The 14,579-nt window shown below is 63.4% G+C and carries 17 protein-coding genes; 9 read left to right on the forward strand and 8 right to left on the reverse strand.

Translation table 11 applies throughout. The features are described 5' to 3' along the window. Window positions 1-7: 7 nt before the first annotated feature. Both BMY91_RS16755 and BMY91_RS16760 read left to right on the forward strand, forming a co-directional pair. Entirely contained in the window at window positions 8-799 is a 792-nt protein-coding gene (locus tag BMY91_RS16755; protein WP_090823918.1) for a cyclase family protein, read from the forward strand. Continuing rightward, window positions 796-2,481: a thiamine pyrophosphate-binding protein gene (locus tag BMY91_RS16760; RefSeq protein WP_090823920.1), complete on the forward strand. Its 1,686-nt coding sequence runs from the start codon at window positions 796-798 to the stop codon at window positions 2,479-2,481. The genes BMY91_RS16755 and BMY91_RS16760 overlap by 4 nt, the downstream gene beginning before the upstream one ends. Window positions 2,482-2,562: 81 nt before the next feature. Here the strand turns inward: BMY91_RS16760 and BMY91_RS16765 are convergent, their stop codons facing one another. Next, a complete protein-coding gene (locus BMY91_RS16765; RefSeq protein WP_090823922.1) occupies window positions 2,563-2,994 on the reverse strand; it encodes a universal stress protein in 432 nt (143 codons plus the stop codon). A gap of 185 nt (window positions 2,995-3,179) precedes the next feature. Between BMY91_RS16765 and BMY91_RS16770 the strand changes: the two genes are divergently transcribed. Continuing rightward, the gene (locus BMY91_RS16770) at window positions 3,180-3,389 is read left to right on the forward strand and encodes a dodecin (protein ID WP_011773002.1); all 210 of its coding nucleotides are present in this window, start codon (window positions 3,180-3,182) and stop codon (window positions 3,387-3,389) included. A gap of 52 nt (window positions 3,390-3,441) precedes the next feature. On the opposite strand, the gene BMY91_RS16775 is transcribed toward BMY91_RS16770, so the two are convergent. Then, the gene (locus BMY91_RS16775) at window positions 3,442-4,323 is read right to left on the reverse strand and encodes a helix-turn-helix transcriptional regulator (protein WP_090823924.1); all 882 of its coding nucleotides are present in this window, start codon (window positions 4,321-4,323) and stop codon (window positions 3,442-3,444) included. Between the two features lie 219 nt (window positions 4,324-4,542). Between BMY91_RS16775 and BMY91_RS16780 the strand changes: the two genes are divergently transcribed. From BMY91_RS16780 to BMY91_RS16800, 5 genes are read left to right on the forward strand one after another with little or no spacing between them, the layout of a single operon-like run. Further along, window positions 4,543-5,364, forward strand: coding sequence for an aldo/keto reductase (locus tag BMY91_RS16780; RefSeq protein WP_090823926.1), 822 nt, complete (start codon window positions 4,543-4,545; stop codon window positions 5,362-5,364). A 32-nt stretch (window positions 5,365-5,396) separates the two neighbouring features. Further along, window positions 5,397-6,368, forward strand: a complete 972-nt coding sequence (locus BMY91_RS16785; RefSeq protein WP_090823928.1) for an aldo/keto reductase — start codon at window positions 5,397-5,399, stop codon at window positions 6,366-6,368. Then, window positions 6,365-7,405, forward strand: a complete 1,041-nt coding sequence (locus tag BMY91_RS16790; RefSeq protein ID WP_090823930.1) for an NAD-dependent epimerase/dehydratase family protein — start codon at window positions 6,365-6,367, stop codon at window positions 7,403-7,405. Before BMY91_RS16785 ends, BMY91_RS16790 begins: the two co-directional genes overlap by 4 nt. Next, window positions 7,402-8,232, forward strand: coding sequence for an aldo/keto reductase (locus BMY91_RS16795; RefSeq protein ID WP_090823932.1), 831 nt, complete (start codon window positions 7,402-7,404; stop codon window positions 8,230-8,232). Before BMY91_RS16790 ends, BMY91_RS16795 begins: the two co-directional genes overlap by 4 nt. Window positions 8,233-8,234: 2 nt before the next feature. Next, entirely contained in the window at window positions 8,235-9,269 is a 1,035-nt protein-coding gene (locus BMY91_RS16800; RefSeq protein WP_256212799.1) for a lactonase family protein, read from the forward strand. Window positions 9,270-9,341: 72 nt separating this feature from the next. Here the strand turns inward: BMY91_RS16800 and BMY91_RS16805 are convergent, their stop codons facing one another. The 4 genes from BMY91_RS16805 to BMY91_RS16820 all read right to left on the reverse strand — a co-directional run bounded on the left by BMY91_RS16805 (window position 9,342) and on the right by BMY91_RS16820 (window position 11,468). Further along, complete coding sequence (locus tag BMY91_RS16805; RefSeq protein WP_090823933.1) at window positions 9,342-9,572, reverse strand: hypothetical protein; 231 nt, start codon at window positions 9,570-9,572, stop codon at window positions 9,342-9,344. Then, complete coding sequence (locus BMY91_RS16810) at window positions 9,569-9,766, reverse strand: hypothetical protein (protein WP_090823937.1); 198 nt, start codon at window positions 9,764-9,766, stop codon at window positions 9,569-9,571. The genes BMY91_RS16805 and BMY91_RS16810 overlap by 4 nt, the downstream gene beginning before the upstream one ends. A 165-nt stretch (window positions 9,767-9,931) precedes the next feature. Continuing rightward, complete coding sequence (locus tag BMY91_RS23190; RefSeq protein WP_090823938.1) at window positions 9,932-10,975, reverse strand: hypothetical protein; 1,044 nt, start codon at window positions 10,973-10,975, stop codon at window positions 9,932-9,934. Window position 10,976: 1 nt separating this feature from the next. Next, window positions 10,977-11,468: an RNA polymerase sigma factor gene (locus tag BMY91_RS16820; protein WP_254779968.1), complete on the reverse strand. Its 492-nt coding sequence runs from the start codon at window positions 11,466-11,468 to the stop codon at window positions 10,977-10,979. A 168-nt stretch (window positions 11,469-11,636) separates the two neighbouring features. Between BMY91_RS16820 and BMY91_RS16825 the strand changes: the two genes are divergently transcribed. Beyond that, on the forward strand, window positions 11,637-12,614 hold the full coding sequence (locus tag BMY91_RS16825) for a serine hydrolase domain-containing protein (RefSeq protein WP_090823941.1): 978 nt from the start codon (window positions 11,637-11,639) through the stop codon (window positions 12,612-12,614). Here the strand turns inward: BMY91_RS16825 and BMY91_RS16830 are convergent. Both BMY91_RS16830 and BMY91_RS16835 read right to left on the reverse strand, forming a co-directional pair. Continuing rightward, window positions 12,611-13,657: a HoxN/HupN/NixA family nickel/cobalt transporter gene (locus BMY91_RS16830; RefSeq protein ID WP_090823943.1), complete on the reverse strand. Its 1,047-nt coding sequence runs from the start codon at window positions 13,655-13,657 to the stop codon at window positions 12,611-12,613. The two genes, BMY91_RS16825 and BMY91_RS16830, sit on opposite strands and share 4 nt — an antisense overlap. After that, window positions 13,657-14,529 (reverse strand): urease accessory protein UreD, encoded by an 873-nt coding sequence (locus tag BMY91_RS16835; RefSeq protein ID WP_371261058.1) that lies wholly within the window; start codon window positions 14,527-14,529, stop codon window positions 13,657-13,659. Before BMY91_RS16835 ends, BMY91_RS16830 begins: the two co-directional genes overlap by 1 nt. Between the last annotated feature and the right edge of the window lie 50 nt (window positions 14,530-14,579).

The raw sequence follows: 14,579 nt of genomic DNA on the forward strand, positions 1-14,579 counted from the left end.
GAGAACAATGTCTGTTCTGGCCGGGCTCACCGCAGCCCTTTCGAATGGTTCGGTGGAGATCCTCGACCTCACCACACCGCTCAGTTCCGAAACCCCCATCCTGAACCTGCCCCAGCCGTTCGCGAACACCGTGGGACTCTCCGTGTCGCCGGTGAGCAATTTCGACGACGCCGGCCCCGCCTGGGCGTGGAACGACGTCACCGTGGGTGAGCACGCCGGGACGCACCTGGACGCACCGGTCCACTGGATCACAGGCAAGGACGGCAAGTCAGTGGACCAGATAGAACCACACCGCTTGGTGGGTCCCGTAGCGGTGATCGACAAGACCGCCGACGTCTCCGCGGACCCGGATTTCCTCCTGGAACCAGAGCATTTTGAGCAGTGGCAGGAGGATCACGGCGCGTTCCCGGAAAACTGCTGGATCATCTTCCGGACCGGGTGGGCGGCCCGTGGCGCTGACGCTGCCGCTTTCGTCAACGCGGACGACGCCGGACCCCACACTCCCGGGGTCTCTGCGGCAGGTGCCAAGTGGCTCGCCGGAAATGCCTCGATCAGCGGTTTCGGCGTGGAAACCGTGGGCATTGATGCGGGACAGGCGGGCGCCTTGGATCCCATGTTCCCCGTCCATTCGTTCCTGCTGGGCGCGGACAAGTACGGCGTCACGTCACTCCGGAATGTGGACCGGCTCCCCGTCACGGGTGCCACCCTGGTGGTGGCTCCGCTGCCGATTGTTGGTGGCACCGGAAGCCCCAGCCGCGTGTATGCACTGGTGGAAAAAGTCGCGGTGGAGACGGCATGAGTGAGCAGCCAAGGGTTTCCACGCTGGTCGGCAGGACGCTGGCGAAGCTCGGCGTCGGGCATGTCTTTGGAGTGGTAGGCAGCGGCAACTTCGACGTGACCAGCGCACTCATGGCTGAAGGCATCCCGTTCACCGCCGCGCGGCACGAGGGCGGCGCGGCCACCATGGCAGATGCCTATTCCCGGATGTCCGGCAAGGTTGGCGTGGTCACCACGCACCAAGGCTGTGGGCTGAGCAACGCCATCACGGGGATCGGTGAGGCAGCGAAAAGCCGGACGCCCATGATCGTGCTGACTGCCGATACCCAGGCCGCGGCCATCCGTTCCAACTTCAAGATCGATCAGGACTCCTTGGCCCGCAGCGTGGGTGCGGTAGCGGAACGCATCCACTCCCCCGCAACAGCCGTTGCCGATACCGTCAGGGCGTTCCGGACTGCGGTGAATGAGCGCCGAACCGTGGTCCTCAGCTTGCCGTTGGATGTCCAAAATGCCATAACCCCCACCGCCGGGGACGAGGTGGGCGCCGTCGTCGTGCCTCAACAGCTGAAGGTGCGCCCCGACGCAGCCGCCATGGAGCAACTGGCCGCCCTGATCGCGCAGGCTGAGCGGCCGGTGTTCGTCGCCGGGCGTGGTGGGCGTGGTGCGGGCGAGCAAATTCTGGCGCTGGCGCAGCACGCCGGGGCGCTGGTGGCAACGTCAGCGGTGGCGAGCGGCCTGTTCAACGGCGACCCGCACAATCTGGGTATCTCCGGCGGCTTCTCATCTCCTGTCACAGCGGAGCTGATCAGCGGCGCGGACCTGATCGTGGGCTGGGGTTGCGCGCTGAACATGTGGACCATGCGGCACGGGCGACTCATATCCGCCGGCGCCAAGGTGGTGCAGATCGACGTCGAGGATTCCGCCCTGGGCGCCAACCGGCCTATCACTCTGGGCGTCTTGGGTGATTCGGCGCTGGCCGCCGTGGATGCTTTGGAGACGCTAGGCGGCCTGCAACCCGAACCGGCCGAAAAGTACCGCACCGAAGCCAACGCCCTGGCCATCAAACAGGGCTCGCGGTGGCGGGATGTGGAGACGGAAGACCTGTCCACGGCCACCTCAATTGACCCGCGCGTCCTCACCCGCGAACTCGATTCCATGCTCCCGGCGGAGAGGATCGTGGCGGTCGATTCCGGCAACTTCATGGGCTATCCCAGCCAATACCTTGCGGTGCCGGACGAGTTCGGGTTCTGCTTCACGCAGGCCTTTCAGGCGATCGGACTGGGCCTGTACACAGCCATCGGCGCCGCACTGGCCCAACCGCACCGGCTGCCGATCCTCGGGGCGGGCGACGGCGGATTTCTCATGGGAATCAGTGAGCTGGAAACCGCAGCAAGGCTGCAGCTGCCGCTGGTGTGCATCGTGTACAACGATGCCGCCTACGGAGCCGAAGTCCACCACTTCGCTGCGGAACATTCGGAGCAGGATCTGTCCAGCGTGATGTTCCCGGACACGGACATCGCCGCGATTGCCCGCGGATTCGGGGCCGAAGGCGTGACCGTCCGGACGCTTGCGGACCTGGAGGCCATCCGCCCGTGGATAGCCGGCTATGAAGGCGGCACCCAAGACCGCCCGCTCGTCATCGACGCCAAAATCGCCTCCGACGGCGGCTCGTGGTGGCTGGCTGAGGCGTTCCAGGGCCACTAGCGCAGGGAACGCCCACCGGGGAAACAGAAGATGCCGTTGCGGACGCCCGCAACGGCATCTTCTGTTACCCGCGTGGGTGGTTTATGCGTCCACGTCCGTGTTCACGATGTAGACGTCGCACGGAGCACCGTGTGCCACACTGTTGGCGATGCTGCCCAGGACGCGGCCCAGGCCCTTCATGCGCTTGTTGCCCACCACGATCAGCGAGGCGTTGTTGGTCTCGGCGTAGTTGATCAAGGCGTTGGCAGGAGTGCCGCGGGCAGCGAAGTACTTGATGTTGCCGGCGGGAACGTCAAGCTCCTCGGAAACCTTGCGGGCTACGTATTCCGCGGAATCCGCAGAGGAGACGGTGATGCGGTCGCTGCCGCTGCCGAATTCTTCGATGCGGTCGTCGGAGAAGCCGCTGATCACGTGCAGTTCGGCACCGAGGGCGGTGGCGAGCTTCGCTGCTGCCACTGCTGCCCGCTTGGCCGTTTCGCTGTTGTCAACGCCGACCACAATTACTTCTGACATGAGTACTCCTGGTTGTGGGGATTCACTGGGTGGTGCTGCAAGAAATCTACACTCACCGGCAAGGACTGGGGAGAAAGCCGGGCCAAGGGGACTCTGGCCGCACGGACATCCGTGGGCTAATCTGCATGGACGGCCTGCCACGCGGGCCGGTTTCCAGAGATTCAGGGACGATGATGAGGAGCACCATGGCTGGCCACACATATAGCGTTTCCGAAATTGTAGGCACTTCCACCGAGGGCGTTGACGACGCCATCAAGAACGGCATCGCGACAGCCTCCCAAACCCTGCGGAACCTCGACTGGTTCGAGGTCAAGGAAATCCGCGGCCACCTCGAGGACGGCGCAGTGGCCGACTGGCAGGTCACCATCAAGCTTGGTTTCCGCCTGGAGCGTTAGACCCCCTACGCGGGTTGACAGTTAGTGCCAATGTTTCTGGAAAACATTGGCACTAACTGTCGTCCCGGCGGGCGGGTTCCGGTACGTGGGTTTGGGTGCCTACGTCACCAAAGTTGAGCAGCGTCAAAGCGTCCGACGACGGCGAGCCGGCCTTCGCGGAATACACCCTCAGCACTTGGTCGGGGTCGTCCGGGAGACCCAGGTTTTCAAAGTTCAGTTCGAGGTCTCCCACCACCGGGTGGTGCAACCGCACGGTACCAGCTGAGCGGGTGGCCACCCTGTGCCCGGCCCACCATTGACGGAAGTGTTCGCTGTGGACGGCGAGCTCGCCTACAAGTTGGTTGGTCTGGGGATCGTTCGGGTGCCGGCCCACGTCCATGCGCAGCGATCCAACGGCCTCGGCAGCAACCGTCTTCCAGTCCCTGAACAACGCTCCTGCCGAGGGATCCAGAATGATCCAGCGCGTCAGGTTTCGCTCCGGCGCTGGGAGGGCCGCGAAGTCGGTGAAGAGCAGGTGGGCCATCCGGTTACCCGCCAGGACATCTGCCCGCCGGCCCAGCACCATGGCGGGAACATCCCCCACGGCGTCCAGCAGTTGCCGCAAAGCCGGCCGCACTTTTTGCACGGGACCGGGATTGCCCGCGGCGGAGCTGGCGCAGTGCTCCAGCAGGTCCATCATGTGCGCCTGCTCCCCGGCGTCAAGGCGCAAGGCCCGTGCCACCGATTCCAGAACGGCCTTGGAGGGGTGGATATTGCGGCCCTGTTCCAACCGCGTGTAGTAGTCCGTGCTCACGCCGGAAAGACGGGCAACCTCTTCGCGCCGGAGCCCGGGCACGCGTCGGGAGCCGCTGGACTCCTGCGCCCCGGCATCTTCAGGTGAGAGGCGGGCACGCATGACTTTGAGGAATTTACCGAACTCGGCGCTTTGACCCATCCGTCCATTCTGCCGTCCGCGGTGTGTGAAAGACCACCATTCTGGGTAGGACTACCAGACCTAGGAAAAACAGGATCAGGCTGGATTGCTGACTCTGCCGCCAAAACTGCATAGGCTCAGTACAGAGCCTCCGAAAACGCTTTCTGGACCCCGCCTTCACCAAGGAATCCAGGAACGTGGAGCGCCCCGGACTAAGCCATCCCGTCGAAGGAGACCGTCATGCCAGAGCTGACATTGAATAACGGCGTCACCATCCCCCAGCTGGGATTTGGTGTCTTCCAGGTTCCTGCGGACCAAACCCAGAAGGTTGTGGAAGACGCGCTGGAAGCGGGGTACCGCCACATCGACACAGCAGCCGCGTACCGTAACGAGGCAGGCGTCGGTGCTGCCATTGCCGCTTCGGGCATCCCCCGGGAAGACCTCTTCATCACCACCAAGCTCCGCAACGGCGAACAGGGGGAAGCCCACGATGCCTTCCAGCGGAGCCGGGATGCCCTGGGCCTTGAGGTCATCGATCTCTATCTGATCCACTGGCCGGTCCCGTCGCAAGGCCTCTTCACACAGGCGTGGAAGGAGATGGAAAAGCTGTACCAGGACCGGCAGATCCGGGCCATCGGCATCTCCAACTTCCTGTCGGACCACGTGGACACGTTGCTCAAGGAAGCGGAGGTGGTGCCTGCTGTGAACCAGATCGAAGTCCACCCGACGTTCCAGCAGGACGAACTTGCCACCAAGTGCCGCGATCTGGGTATTGCCGTTGAGGCATACAGCCCGCTGGGGCAGGGTAAGGACCTCAACGCCGAGCAAGTGGCCCTCGTTGCAGCGGCCCACGGCACTACTCCTGCACAGGTGATCCTGGCCTGGCACCTCGCGCAGGGAACCATCGTGATCCCCAAGTCCGCAGACTCCCACCGCATGCGCGAGAATTTTGGCGCAGCCGACCTCAGCCTCAGCGAATCCGAACTGGCAGCAATCACGGCGCTCGAGGCGGGCGCCCGCATAGGTTCCGATCCCGCCGTCGCAGCTTTCACCCAGTTCTAAGAACCCCCGAACAAACAAAGGAATCAACAGTTATGCAGTACACGCATCTGGGCCGTTCCGGCCTGAAGGTTTCACGTCTCTGCCTGGGCACCATGAACTTCGGCCCGCAAACGGACGAGGCAACCGCCCACTCGATCATGGATTCTGCCCTAGAATCCGGCATCAATTTCTTTGACACCGCCAACGTGTACGGCGGCACGGAGCACCGCGGCTGGACCGAGGAAATCATCGGCCGCTGGTTCGCGAAGGGCGGCGAGCGCCGCGAGCGCACCGTCCTGGCCACCAAGCTGTACGGCACCATGACGGACCGCCCTAACGAGTCCAAGTTGTCCGCCCTGAATATCCGCCGCGCGCTGGATGCGAGCCTGAAGCGTCTGCAGACGGACTACATCGACATCTACCAGTTCCATCACATCGACCGCGATACGCCGTGGGATGAGATTTGGCAGGCCATCGAGGTAGGCATCCAGCAGGGGAAGATCCTCTACTCGGGCAGCAGCAACTTTGCGGGCTGGCACATCGCCCAGGCGCAGGAAGCTGCCCGCAAGCGGAATTACACCGGGCTGGTCAGCGAGCAGTCCATTTACAACCTCTTCAAGCGTGAGGTGGAGCTTGAGGTGATCCCGGCAGCGCAGCAGTATGGCCTTGGTTTGATCCCCTGGTCCCCACTGCAGGGTGGCTTGTTGGGTGGGGTGCTGAAGAAGGCAGAGCAGGGCGTCCGCCGCACCGAGGGCCGGGCACTCGAAACCCTCAAGAAGCACGAGGACCAGATCCGTCAGTACGAGGATTTCGCGGACGAACTCGGCCATGCGCCTGGCGATGTCGCGCTGGCTTGGCTGCTTCACCAGCCGGCCGTGACAGCGCCAATCGTTGGCCCACGCACCCAGGAGCAACTGGACGCGGCCATCCGGGCACTGGACGTTTCCCTGAACGATGACGCCCTCAAGCGTCTGGACGACATCTTCCCGGGACACCGCCCCGCTCCCGAAGACTACGCCTGGTGAGCACCCTCCTCCCCGGCAGCCTTGGACAAGCGGCGGACACCGTCTCACCGCGGAACATCCTCTTCATCGGCGGCACGGGGGTCATCAGTGCGGCGGCGGCTGAACGCGCCGTCGCGTTGGGCCACCGGCTGACCATCCTCAACAGGGGGCGGTCAGCCGGGCGGCCGGTCCCGGACGGCGCAGAGGTCCTGCATGCGGACGTCCGCGATGCCCAGGCTGTGCGTGAGGTACTTCAGGGCAGGGAGTACGACGCCGTTGCGGACTTCATCTCCTACACCCCGGACCAGGCGCGGACCGGCGTGGAGTTGTTCCGTGGGCGGACGGGCCAGTACGTCTTCATCAGTTCTGCGTCGGCATACCAGAAGCCTCCAACGACTCTTCCCATCCGGGAGTCGACCCCGCTGAAGAACCCTTTCTGGCAGTACTCGCGGGACAAGATCGCCTGCGAGGAATTGCTGTTCGAGGCTTACCGCGAGCAGGACTTTCCAGTGACGGTGGTGCGGCCGTCCCACACCTATGACCGGACCAAGATCGCCATGGTGGGTGGGTGGACTGACATCCACCGGATGCGGGCAGGGATGCCGGTCATGGTGCACGGGGATGGCACTTCCCTGTGGACCCTTACCCATAGCCGCGATTTCGCCAAGGCCTTTGTTGGGCTTCTGGGCCGTCCGCAGGCCGTTGGCGAGAGCTACACCATCACCTCAGACGAATACCTGCCGTGGAACCAGATCTATCGCCTTTTTGCGCGGGCAGCGGGTGTTGCGGAACCCGAGCTGTTTCACGTTTCTTCGGAGACCATTGCGGCACATAGTCCAGAGCTGGGTCCCAACCTGCTGGGCGACCGCTCGCACTCCGTGGTGTTCGACAACACCAAGATCAAGGCCCTGGTCCCTGACTACCGGGCCACGATTCCTTTCGCCGACGGTGCGCGCGAGATCGTCGCGTGGCATGATCAGCATCCTGAGCTGCAAGTGGTGAAAGAGGACTATATGGAGCTCAGTGACCGGCTTTACGAGAGGAACGCACGCCCATGACACTTGCCCCACTCATTGAACTCAACGACGGGCACAAGATCCCGCAACTCGGCCTCGGCACCTGGCCCCTGAATGATGCCCAGGTTGCTGATGCCGTGGTGGAGGCGGTGGCTCACGGCTACCGGCACATCGATACCGCGGTGAAGTACGGCAATGAGAAGGGTGTGGGCAAGGGCCTCCGCGACAGTGGGGTGGTTCGTGAGGAACTCTTCATTACCACCAAACTGGACGGCGGATTCCAGGGTTCCGGAAAGGCTGTTGCCGGGCTGGACGGTTCTTTGGAACGCCTGGGATTGGACTACGTTGACCTGCTCCTGATCCACTGGCCCCTCCCCCGGCGCGGTGAGTTTATCTCCACGTGGAAGACCTTCGAGGAGCTTCAGGCCTCGGGCAAGGTACGCTCCATCGGCGTCTCCAACTTCAAGCCAGCGCACTTGGACCGGTTGTTCTCCGAAACCGACGTTGTGCCGGCGGTCAACCAGATCCAGGTGAGTCCTTCCATCCCCCGTTCAGTGGCCCGCGCCTTCAACGATCAGCACGGCATCATCACGGAGTCCTACAGCCCGTTGGGTGCCAGCAGCGATCTGCTCAACGCTCCCGTTTTGGCCAGTATCGGCGAAAAGTACGGAAAGACACCGGGCCAGGTGGTGCTCCGCTGGCACGTCCAGCAAGGGCTGGTGGCGATTCCCAAGACCGCCAACCCACAGCGGATGAAGGAAAACCTGGACGTCTACGACTTCCAGCTTGACCAGGACGATCTCGCCACCCTGCAAACGCTCGACGGCGGGCCTGACGCCGGCGTGGACTCCGACGTTCAGGGGCATTAGGCGTGGGTGCTTTGATCTGGACCGGCTGCTACACGGCGGACAGGAACGGCGACGGCAAGGGCATCACCGTCCTGGCAGCAGACAATGACGGCCAACTCACTTCCGTGGGCTTGGCCGTGGAAGCCAATTCACCGTCGTTCATCGCCTGGCACCCGAAGCTTCCGGTGCTTTACGCCGTTGCGGAGGAAGGCAAGACCGTGCGTGCGTACCGCCGGTCAGGCGAAGCGGAACTCGAGTCCTTCGGCGAGCCTTGGCCAGCCGGCGACGCCACCTGCCACGTCGCGGTGGATCCACACGGCCGCTTCATAGTGGCCACCAGCTGGGGCGACGGGCAGGTTGTCCTTTACGAACTAGACCACGACGGCGCCATCAGCTCGCGCACCAGCGCGGAAGCCGCCGTCGACCCCCATTCTCCGGCCCCTACGGACGCAGCGCGGCCCAGCCGGGCGCACTCCAGCCTCATGCTTCCCGACGGCCGTGTGATGACCACCGATCTGGGACATGACCTGGTCCGTGTGTGGAAGTATGCGCCGGGCGAGGGGCTGCTGCCGGACCATCACGTGATCCTGCCCAAAGGTTCCGGCCCACGGCACATGGCCCGGCATCACAGCGGGACCGTCTTGGTGGATACGGAATACTCCATTGAAGTAGCGGGCATACGAACACAACCGGACGGCACCTACGAGCTCACCGCTGTGGTTCCGGCCAGCGTCAACAAACCGTTCGACGGTGACTCCGCAGCGGAAATCGCGCTATCCCCTGATGGCCGTTTCGCCTATGTGGGTGTGCGGGGATCCAACAGGATCTGCGTGCTGAAGGTGTCTGCCGATGGCACCGAAATCGAGCCCTTCGCGGACGTGCCGAGCGGCGGCGACTGGCCCCGCCACCATCTGGTGACGGATGGCTGGCTGTACGTGGCGCACGAGCGGTCCAACACCGTGGTGAGTTTCAGGGTAGACCCGGAAACCGGGCTGCCGGACGGCCCCACGGGCCGGGTGGAGACAGGCTCGCCCAGCGCTCTGGTTCCGGCGCCTTAACTGACACCGAGATGGCACTTCATGACAATCATCCGCTCAGAAATTGTCATGATGTGCCATCTCGGCGGGTCTTTAGACGGACCAGACCTCAACGTCGTCCGTCCCGCAGATCAGCTTGCGGCCCGTCGGCTCGAGGACTACCCAAAGCAGTTCCTGGTGCTTGGAAACGTCGTCGACGCGACCCGTCCCGGCACCCCACGCGACGTCGTAGATCCACACAGGATCACCGCTGCTGAGCTCGGACCATTCCGCGGCCGGGACGTGGCGGTAATCCGCCGGCCGGTTCAGGATGGTGCTGGTCATGCTGAAACTTCGGCGGCAGTCCGCCGCCGCCATACCGTTGCCACGCCGTTGTGGGCGGGCAGCAGGTGGCCTTCAGGGAAGACCTGAACGGCATCGGGATCGGAGTCCGGGCTCCACAGTCCCGACGCCGGGCAGTGGGACCCGGTGGGCATGACACGGGTGGCTCGTTCGCGCAGGAGGGCGATGCTCTTCATCGTTGAAACTCATCCTTGGGGATAGATCGGGGCACTGCGTGGTGTGAAGCAGATCTCTTCAACCCTATGTAAGTCACAACCGCTTTGTTATGGACGGATGCATAACATTTTTATCCAGCATCATGCATCAGCACAGTGAGTTGTGAACCCCACCCCAAGTAGGGCCTATTTGTAGCTCAGGCTCAGGAACATCGCCTTCAGTTGCGCGTACTGGGTGCTGCCCATCCAGGCTTTGGCCGCTCCGGGAGTGGCGAAAGTTGGTTGCTTGGCGGGATCGAAAACCGCGTAAGCACTCATGATGCCGTTAGGAACGCGGACTTGGTTGGTACCGGAAGAGCTGATTCCAGCGTTGAGCTCCGAGGAGAGTCGCACGTCCATGATGTACGTTGGGGGACCATCCGCAGGGCCGGTACGAGGTGACGGCATGCCCTCATAGGCAGGCCCTTCATAGGGGATGTACTGCGCCTGATTCGAGGAGAACCCGAACTCCACGCTCCCACCCGAGTTATCCCGAACTCCCGGCACAAGAGCCCGGTCCAGAATGGTTCGATCCACCAAGCCGCCCGTCCCATCCGCGTAGTTCCCATTGAAGATGCGGGCTACCTCTGCCCCAGCGCCATCGAAGACAGTCACGATCCGCGAGGCTTCCGCGGTCCCGGGCGGATCGAAGGGCCCCTGTTCCGCCCGGACACTCCACCCCACCGGGTATGTGAAGGACAAATGCCCGTCCGGGAACGTGAACGTCTGCGACGTCGGCACCGGCGGGACTACCGGCGCGGTGGTGGCCGCTGCGGGGACGGTGGCAGCCGGCGCCTGGGTTGGCGCGGTTGTTGGAGTCGCCTCCGGGGTGGACGAGGGCGTGGGGGTGACCGACGGCGTGGCGGTAGGCGATACGGAGGCACTCGGGGTGGGCGTCGCTTCAGAAGAGTTGACGCTCACCGCCGGGGCGGGAGCAGTTGTGAGCGGGCCGAAGTTGGCCGCCACCAGGACCCCTGCCGTCACGGCCGCAGCACCGAGCAGCAGCCCACCCGCAATCCTCGCTTTACGGCGCCTGCGGTCCTCAAGGGACACTACGGTGGCCGTCGGATTGTTGTCGCTGAAGACGCGCGGCCCAGTGAGCATGCGCGCCAAAGCCTCTTCCGAATTGACCTCCGTTGGCTGGTTCGCAAGCGGGTCGATCGCGGAAATCTGGCTCTTGATCGAATCCATCTCAGACTCCCATCTTCTGTGTAGTCGTTTCGGCACCGGCAGGCATCTGCTTCCGGAAAGCTGTCCGTGCCCTGTGCAGACGGACCTTGGCGGCGGATTCACTGCACTGCAGAACCCGCGCGATTTCAGTGGTGCCCAGGCCATCCCAGTAGGCCAGCTGCAAAATATCGCGGTCCTGTACCCGCAAACGATCCATCGCATCCTGTACCGCGACGTTCTCGGAGTGATCGCCATAGCGTTCCACCGCCGTCGTGCGCAGTTTTTCCTGCAGGGCTTGCTGCCGATCGCGGCTGCGGTAGGCATTGCCCACCAAGTTGCGCGCAACGGTCAGCAAGTAGGCGACGTCGGGCCGGGCATCATCCGACCACTTTTGCCAGACGACCCGGAAAACGTCGGCGGCGATCTCTTCAGCCATCTCCACTGATTCCACCCGCCTGCGGACAAACCTGAACACGGATGGATAGCTGTCCTTGTGAATGGCGATGAACGCCAATTCGCGCTCTGAAAGCACGATTTTCCCCCTGGTATTAGAGCCCTGAACTGCACAGGATACTTGTATAGTTTCCGGCCGGGGCGCCACGGTTACAGATGCTGCCAAGTTTCTTCAGACGGCCACGATAGATTCGAATCACAAACCCCCAAGCGAAAGCGTGACACAACGATGGTGCACTCAGGACCGGCAGCAGACTGGGCCCGCAAGCAGGTTGATGGTGGACGCGTGCCCGTTGCGGTGCTCGGAGTCGCCTCCAGCCAGGGCATCGAGGACGTTGTGGCGTTCGGGGCCGACGCCGGCAGGCAAGCCACAGCTGACGATCACTTTGCGCTGTTCTCAGTGACCAAGCCCATCAGCGCCCTGACCGTGATGCGGCAGGTGGAACGTGGGAAGTTGTCGCTGGGCAGCTCACTGGGCGATCTCCTCCCGGCCTTCGGTTCAGGTCGTACGGACACCGTGACGCTGGAGCAATTGCTCAGCCACCGGTCCGGCATCACAGATCCGGAACTCGACGACGGAGTCCCCCTCCGCGAGGCACTCACCGCCGCGGGGCAAACCTTCTACGCAGGTTCCTTGGTCCAGTACTGCAACATCGCGTTCGAGGGCGCAGCGGCCATGGCCGAGTGGGCCGATGGGCGGGCGTTCGAAGACCAGGTCCTCGCCCTGGCCAGCGATACCGGCGCCAACGGCCTCACGTTCGGCAGCGATTGCAACCCGCATACCGTCCACGGTACTGACGCGGCCGGCTTGACCGTGGATGCCATGTTCAAGAACCGGCACCCCGGGGCGGGGCTGTTCGGAACGGCCACGGATTTGCTCAACCTTGGCACGGAATTGCTCCGGGATTCCGGGAAGGCGGTCCATCCAAACACTCTCGCGGCCATGCGTCGGCCGAGAACCACGGGCGTACCATTTATCACCACGCGGCCCGCACCGGCACGGCACACCGGTTTGGGCTTCCAGATGCCCGCCAACGAATCCGAACTCCTGGCCAAAGGAATTTATGGGCATCCCGGCTGGTCCGGAACCGAGTGGTGGATGCTGCCCGAGCAGGACCGCTGCGTGGTGTTCCTGACCAACGTGCTGGACACCCCGGACCTCGGCGTGGACACCACCGAGTTGTTCAACGCGGTGGCAGTTTCCTAGCTCCGGCTCTTGGCACTCCGCCCTCGCCATGCGGAGACGGCCCAGACCATCACGAACAACCCCACCAGAATCAGACCGGCGTCGCCAAGATCAATCCCCCCAAGCCAGGTGGTAATGGGATCTTGGAGCTCAAACGCGGCGTTGATGAAACCGCCCAGCGTGATCACGGAGATGAACAGCGCAGAGACAGCTGAGATACCGGTAATCACGGCGTTGAAGCCGAGTTTGCGCTGCGGGTTGTGAATGGCAGATTTGTACATCTTCATCATGGCCACGCCATTGGCTGAATCGCACAACGTCATGGCGGCCGTGAAGGCCAGCGGGAGCGCCATCAAGGCGAGCGGCGAGACCCCGGCGAGGGACGCCGTCGTGGTGATGACCAGCAGCCCGATGGTGGTGGCGGTATCGAACCCCAGCCCGAACAGGAAGCCGATCACGTAGATGTTCCGTGGCCGCTCCACTTTGGACAGCGGTTTGGCCAGCAGCCGGGCCACGAAGCCCTTCGCCTCCAGGTCCTCGGGACGGACCTCGCCGCCAGCCTGCACATTCCGGTACGCCTGCGTGGCCCGCACGAACGCTGATCCGTTGAACAGCCCCATCGTCAGCAGGAACAGCCCGGACACTCCACTTCCTATCAGGCCCAGCACCTTGTTGCCCGTGGTGCCGTCCTCCATAAACTGCCCGATCAGCGTAGCGCCGGCCACCACCAGCAACCCCGCCAGGATCACCACAGAACTGTGGCCCAGGCTGAAGGCAAAACCGACACTCACGGGGTCCTTGTGCTGCGCCACGAACTTGCGCGTCGAGTTGTCGATCGCTGCTATGTGGTCCCAGTCGTAGCTGTGCTTAATGCCGGCCACGTAGGCGGTGATCACCAGCCCCAGCGCCAGCGGTTGTGCCGCACCTGCGGAACCGGCCAGCAACAGCACGACGGCGGCAAGGTGCAACGCGGCCACGGCACCGAACGTGAACAACAGCCGCGTCCGCAGGGACAACGTGTCCCGCTCCCGGTACATGGTGGCGAACTCGGTCAGCGCAGTCATCAGTACTTCCTCAGGTTCAAGGGCGCCTGACCATACCAACGTTCGCGCAGAACGCCGGTGCAGGCACCCAGCAAATAATTGAGTTCCTCAGTGCTGTTCGACAACGATCGCAGCACAAGCCCGGTACTCCCGGCAATAGTCATGGTCAAAGAAACGCCGGTGTAGGCGGCAAAATCCTCGGCTATTCGGGCCAGGTCATCCGCGAGCGCTTGATCAACCCGTGGATCCACCACAACTAACGAGCCCACGTGGCTGAAGCCCTCCATGAACCCCATCCCCGTCACGTCGTTGAGGGGTGGCCGGAGCAGGAGGTTGTCCAGCGCCAACAACTTCGCACCGTTTGGGTCCTCGACCCAGATCTCGTTGCGCAGCCGCACCTCTTCGTACTTAAAGGATGCGCCGTCCGGGGACCACCCCGGCGTGATGACCTCCGCCATGACAAGGCTCGACGTCGGGTGGAGGCTGATGTGCGAATTCTGCCGATAACTCGCCTCCCGATACGCAATCAACTGGTCCGGCATCAGCTCCAACCGCGAACCCTCCCCCAGCCTGATGTTCATCCGCTGCTCAGCGAACGATCCCGGAGTCCGATAAACCTTGGTGGCCGATTGCGTGGTCAACAACAATTCCGCCCCGGCCTCAACCTCCACATCAATGAGGAACAGATCGGCCCCCAAATATGCCCCACCAGGATTGACCATGACATAACAAACCTGCACGGACCCGTCCAAATAGTGCGGCCTGAGCACCCGCAGCGCACCCTCATGGAACTGCCGCGAAGCAACGGACCTCCCACCACGCACAGAAACCCCGAGCTCCAACCGCCCCCGAACCGGCCCTTCGCCCAAGGCCAACGTGGAGTCAGGCCCCACGTTCCCCCAAGGACTGGAGTCGATGCTCGAGACCACTAAGTGCGTACTCA

It is taken from the genome of Arthrobacter sp. yr096, assembly GCF_900108925.1.
GTDB lineage: Bacteria > Actinomycetota > Actinomycetes > Actinomycetales > Micrococcaceae > Arthrobacter.

Bases quoted from the DNA above. Each gene is read 5' to 3' on its own strand.
- BMY91_RS16785 (WP_090823928.1), top strand. From the start codon at position 5,397: ATGCAGTACACGCATCTGGGCCGTTCCGGCCTGAAGGTTTCACGTCTC.
- BMY91_RS16775 (WP_090823924.1), bottom strand. From the start codon at position 4,323: ATGGGTCAAAGCGCCGAGTTCGGTAAATTCCTCAAAGTCATGCGTGCC.
- BMY91_RS16760 (WP_090823920.1), top strand. From the start codon at position 796: ATGAGTGAGCAGCCAAGGGTTTCCACGCTGGTCGGCAGGACGCTGGCG.
- BMY91_RS16825 (WP_090823941.1), top strand. From the start codon at position 11,637: ATGGTGCACTCAGGACCGGCAGCAGACTGGGCCCGCAAGCAGGTTGAT.
- BMY91_RS16805 (WP_090823933.1), bottom strand. From the start codon at position 9,572: ATGACCAGCACCATCCTGAACCGGCCGGCGGATTACCGCCACGTCCCG.
- BMY91_RS16770 (WP_011773002.1), top strand. From the start codon at position 3,180: ATGGCTGGCCACACATATAGCGTTTCCGAAATTGTAGGCACTTCCACC.
- BMY91_RS16755 (WP_090823918.1), top strand. From the start codon at position 8: ATGTCTGTTCTGGCCGGGCTCACCGCAGCCCTTTCGAATGGTTCGGTG.
- BMY91_RS16810 (WP_090823937.1), bottom strand. From the start codon at position 9,766: ATGAAGAGCATCGCCCTCCTGCGCGAACGAGCCACCCGTGTCATGCCC.
- BMY91_RS16830 (WP_090823943.1), bottom strand. From the start codon at position 13,657: ATGACTGCGCTGACCGAGTTCGCCACCATGTACCGGGAGCGGGACACG.
- BMY91_RS16765 (WP_090823922.1), bottom strand. From the start codon at position 2,994: ATGTCAGAAGTAATTGTGGTCGGCGTTGACAACAGCGAAACGGCCAAG.
- BMY91_RS16780 (WP_090823926.1), top strand. From the start codon at position 4,543: ATGCCAGAGCTGACATTGAATAACGGCGTCACCATCCCCCAGCTGGGA.
- BMY91_RS16795 (WP_090823932.1), top strand. From the start codon at position 7,402: ATGACACTTGCCCCACTCATTGAACTCAACGACGGGCACAAGATCCCG.
- BMY91_RS23190 (WP_090823938.1), bottom strand. From the start codon at position 10,975: ATGGATTCGATCAAGAGCCAGATTTCCGCGATCGACCCGCTTGCGAAC.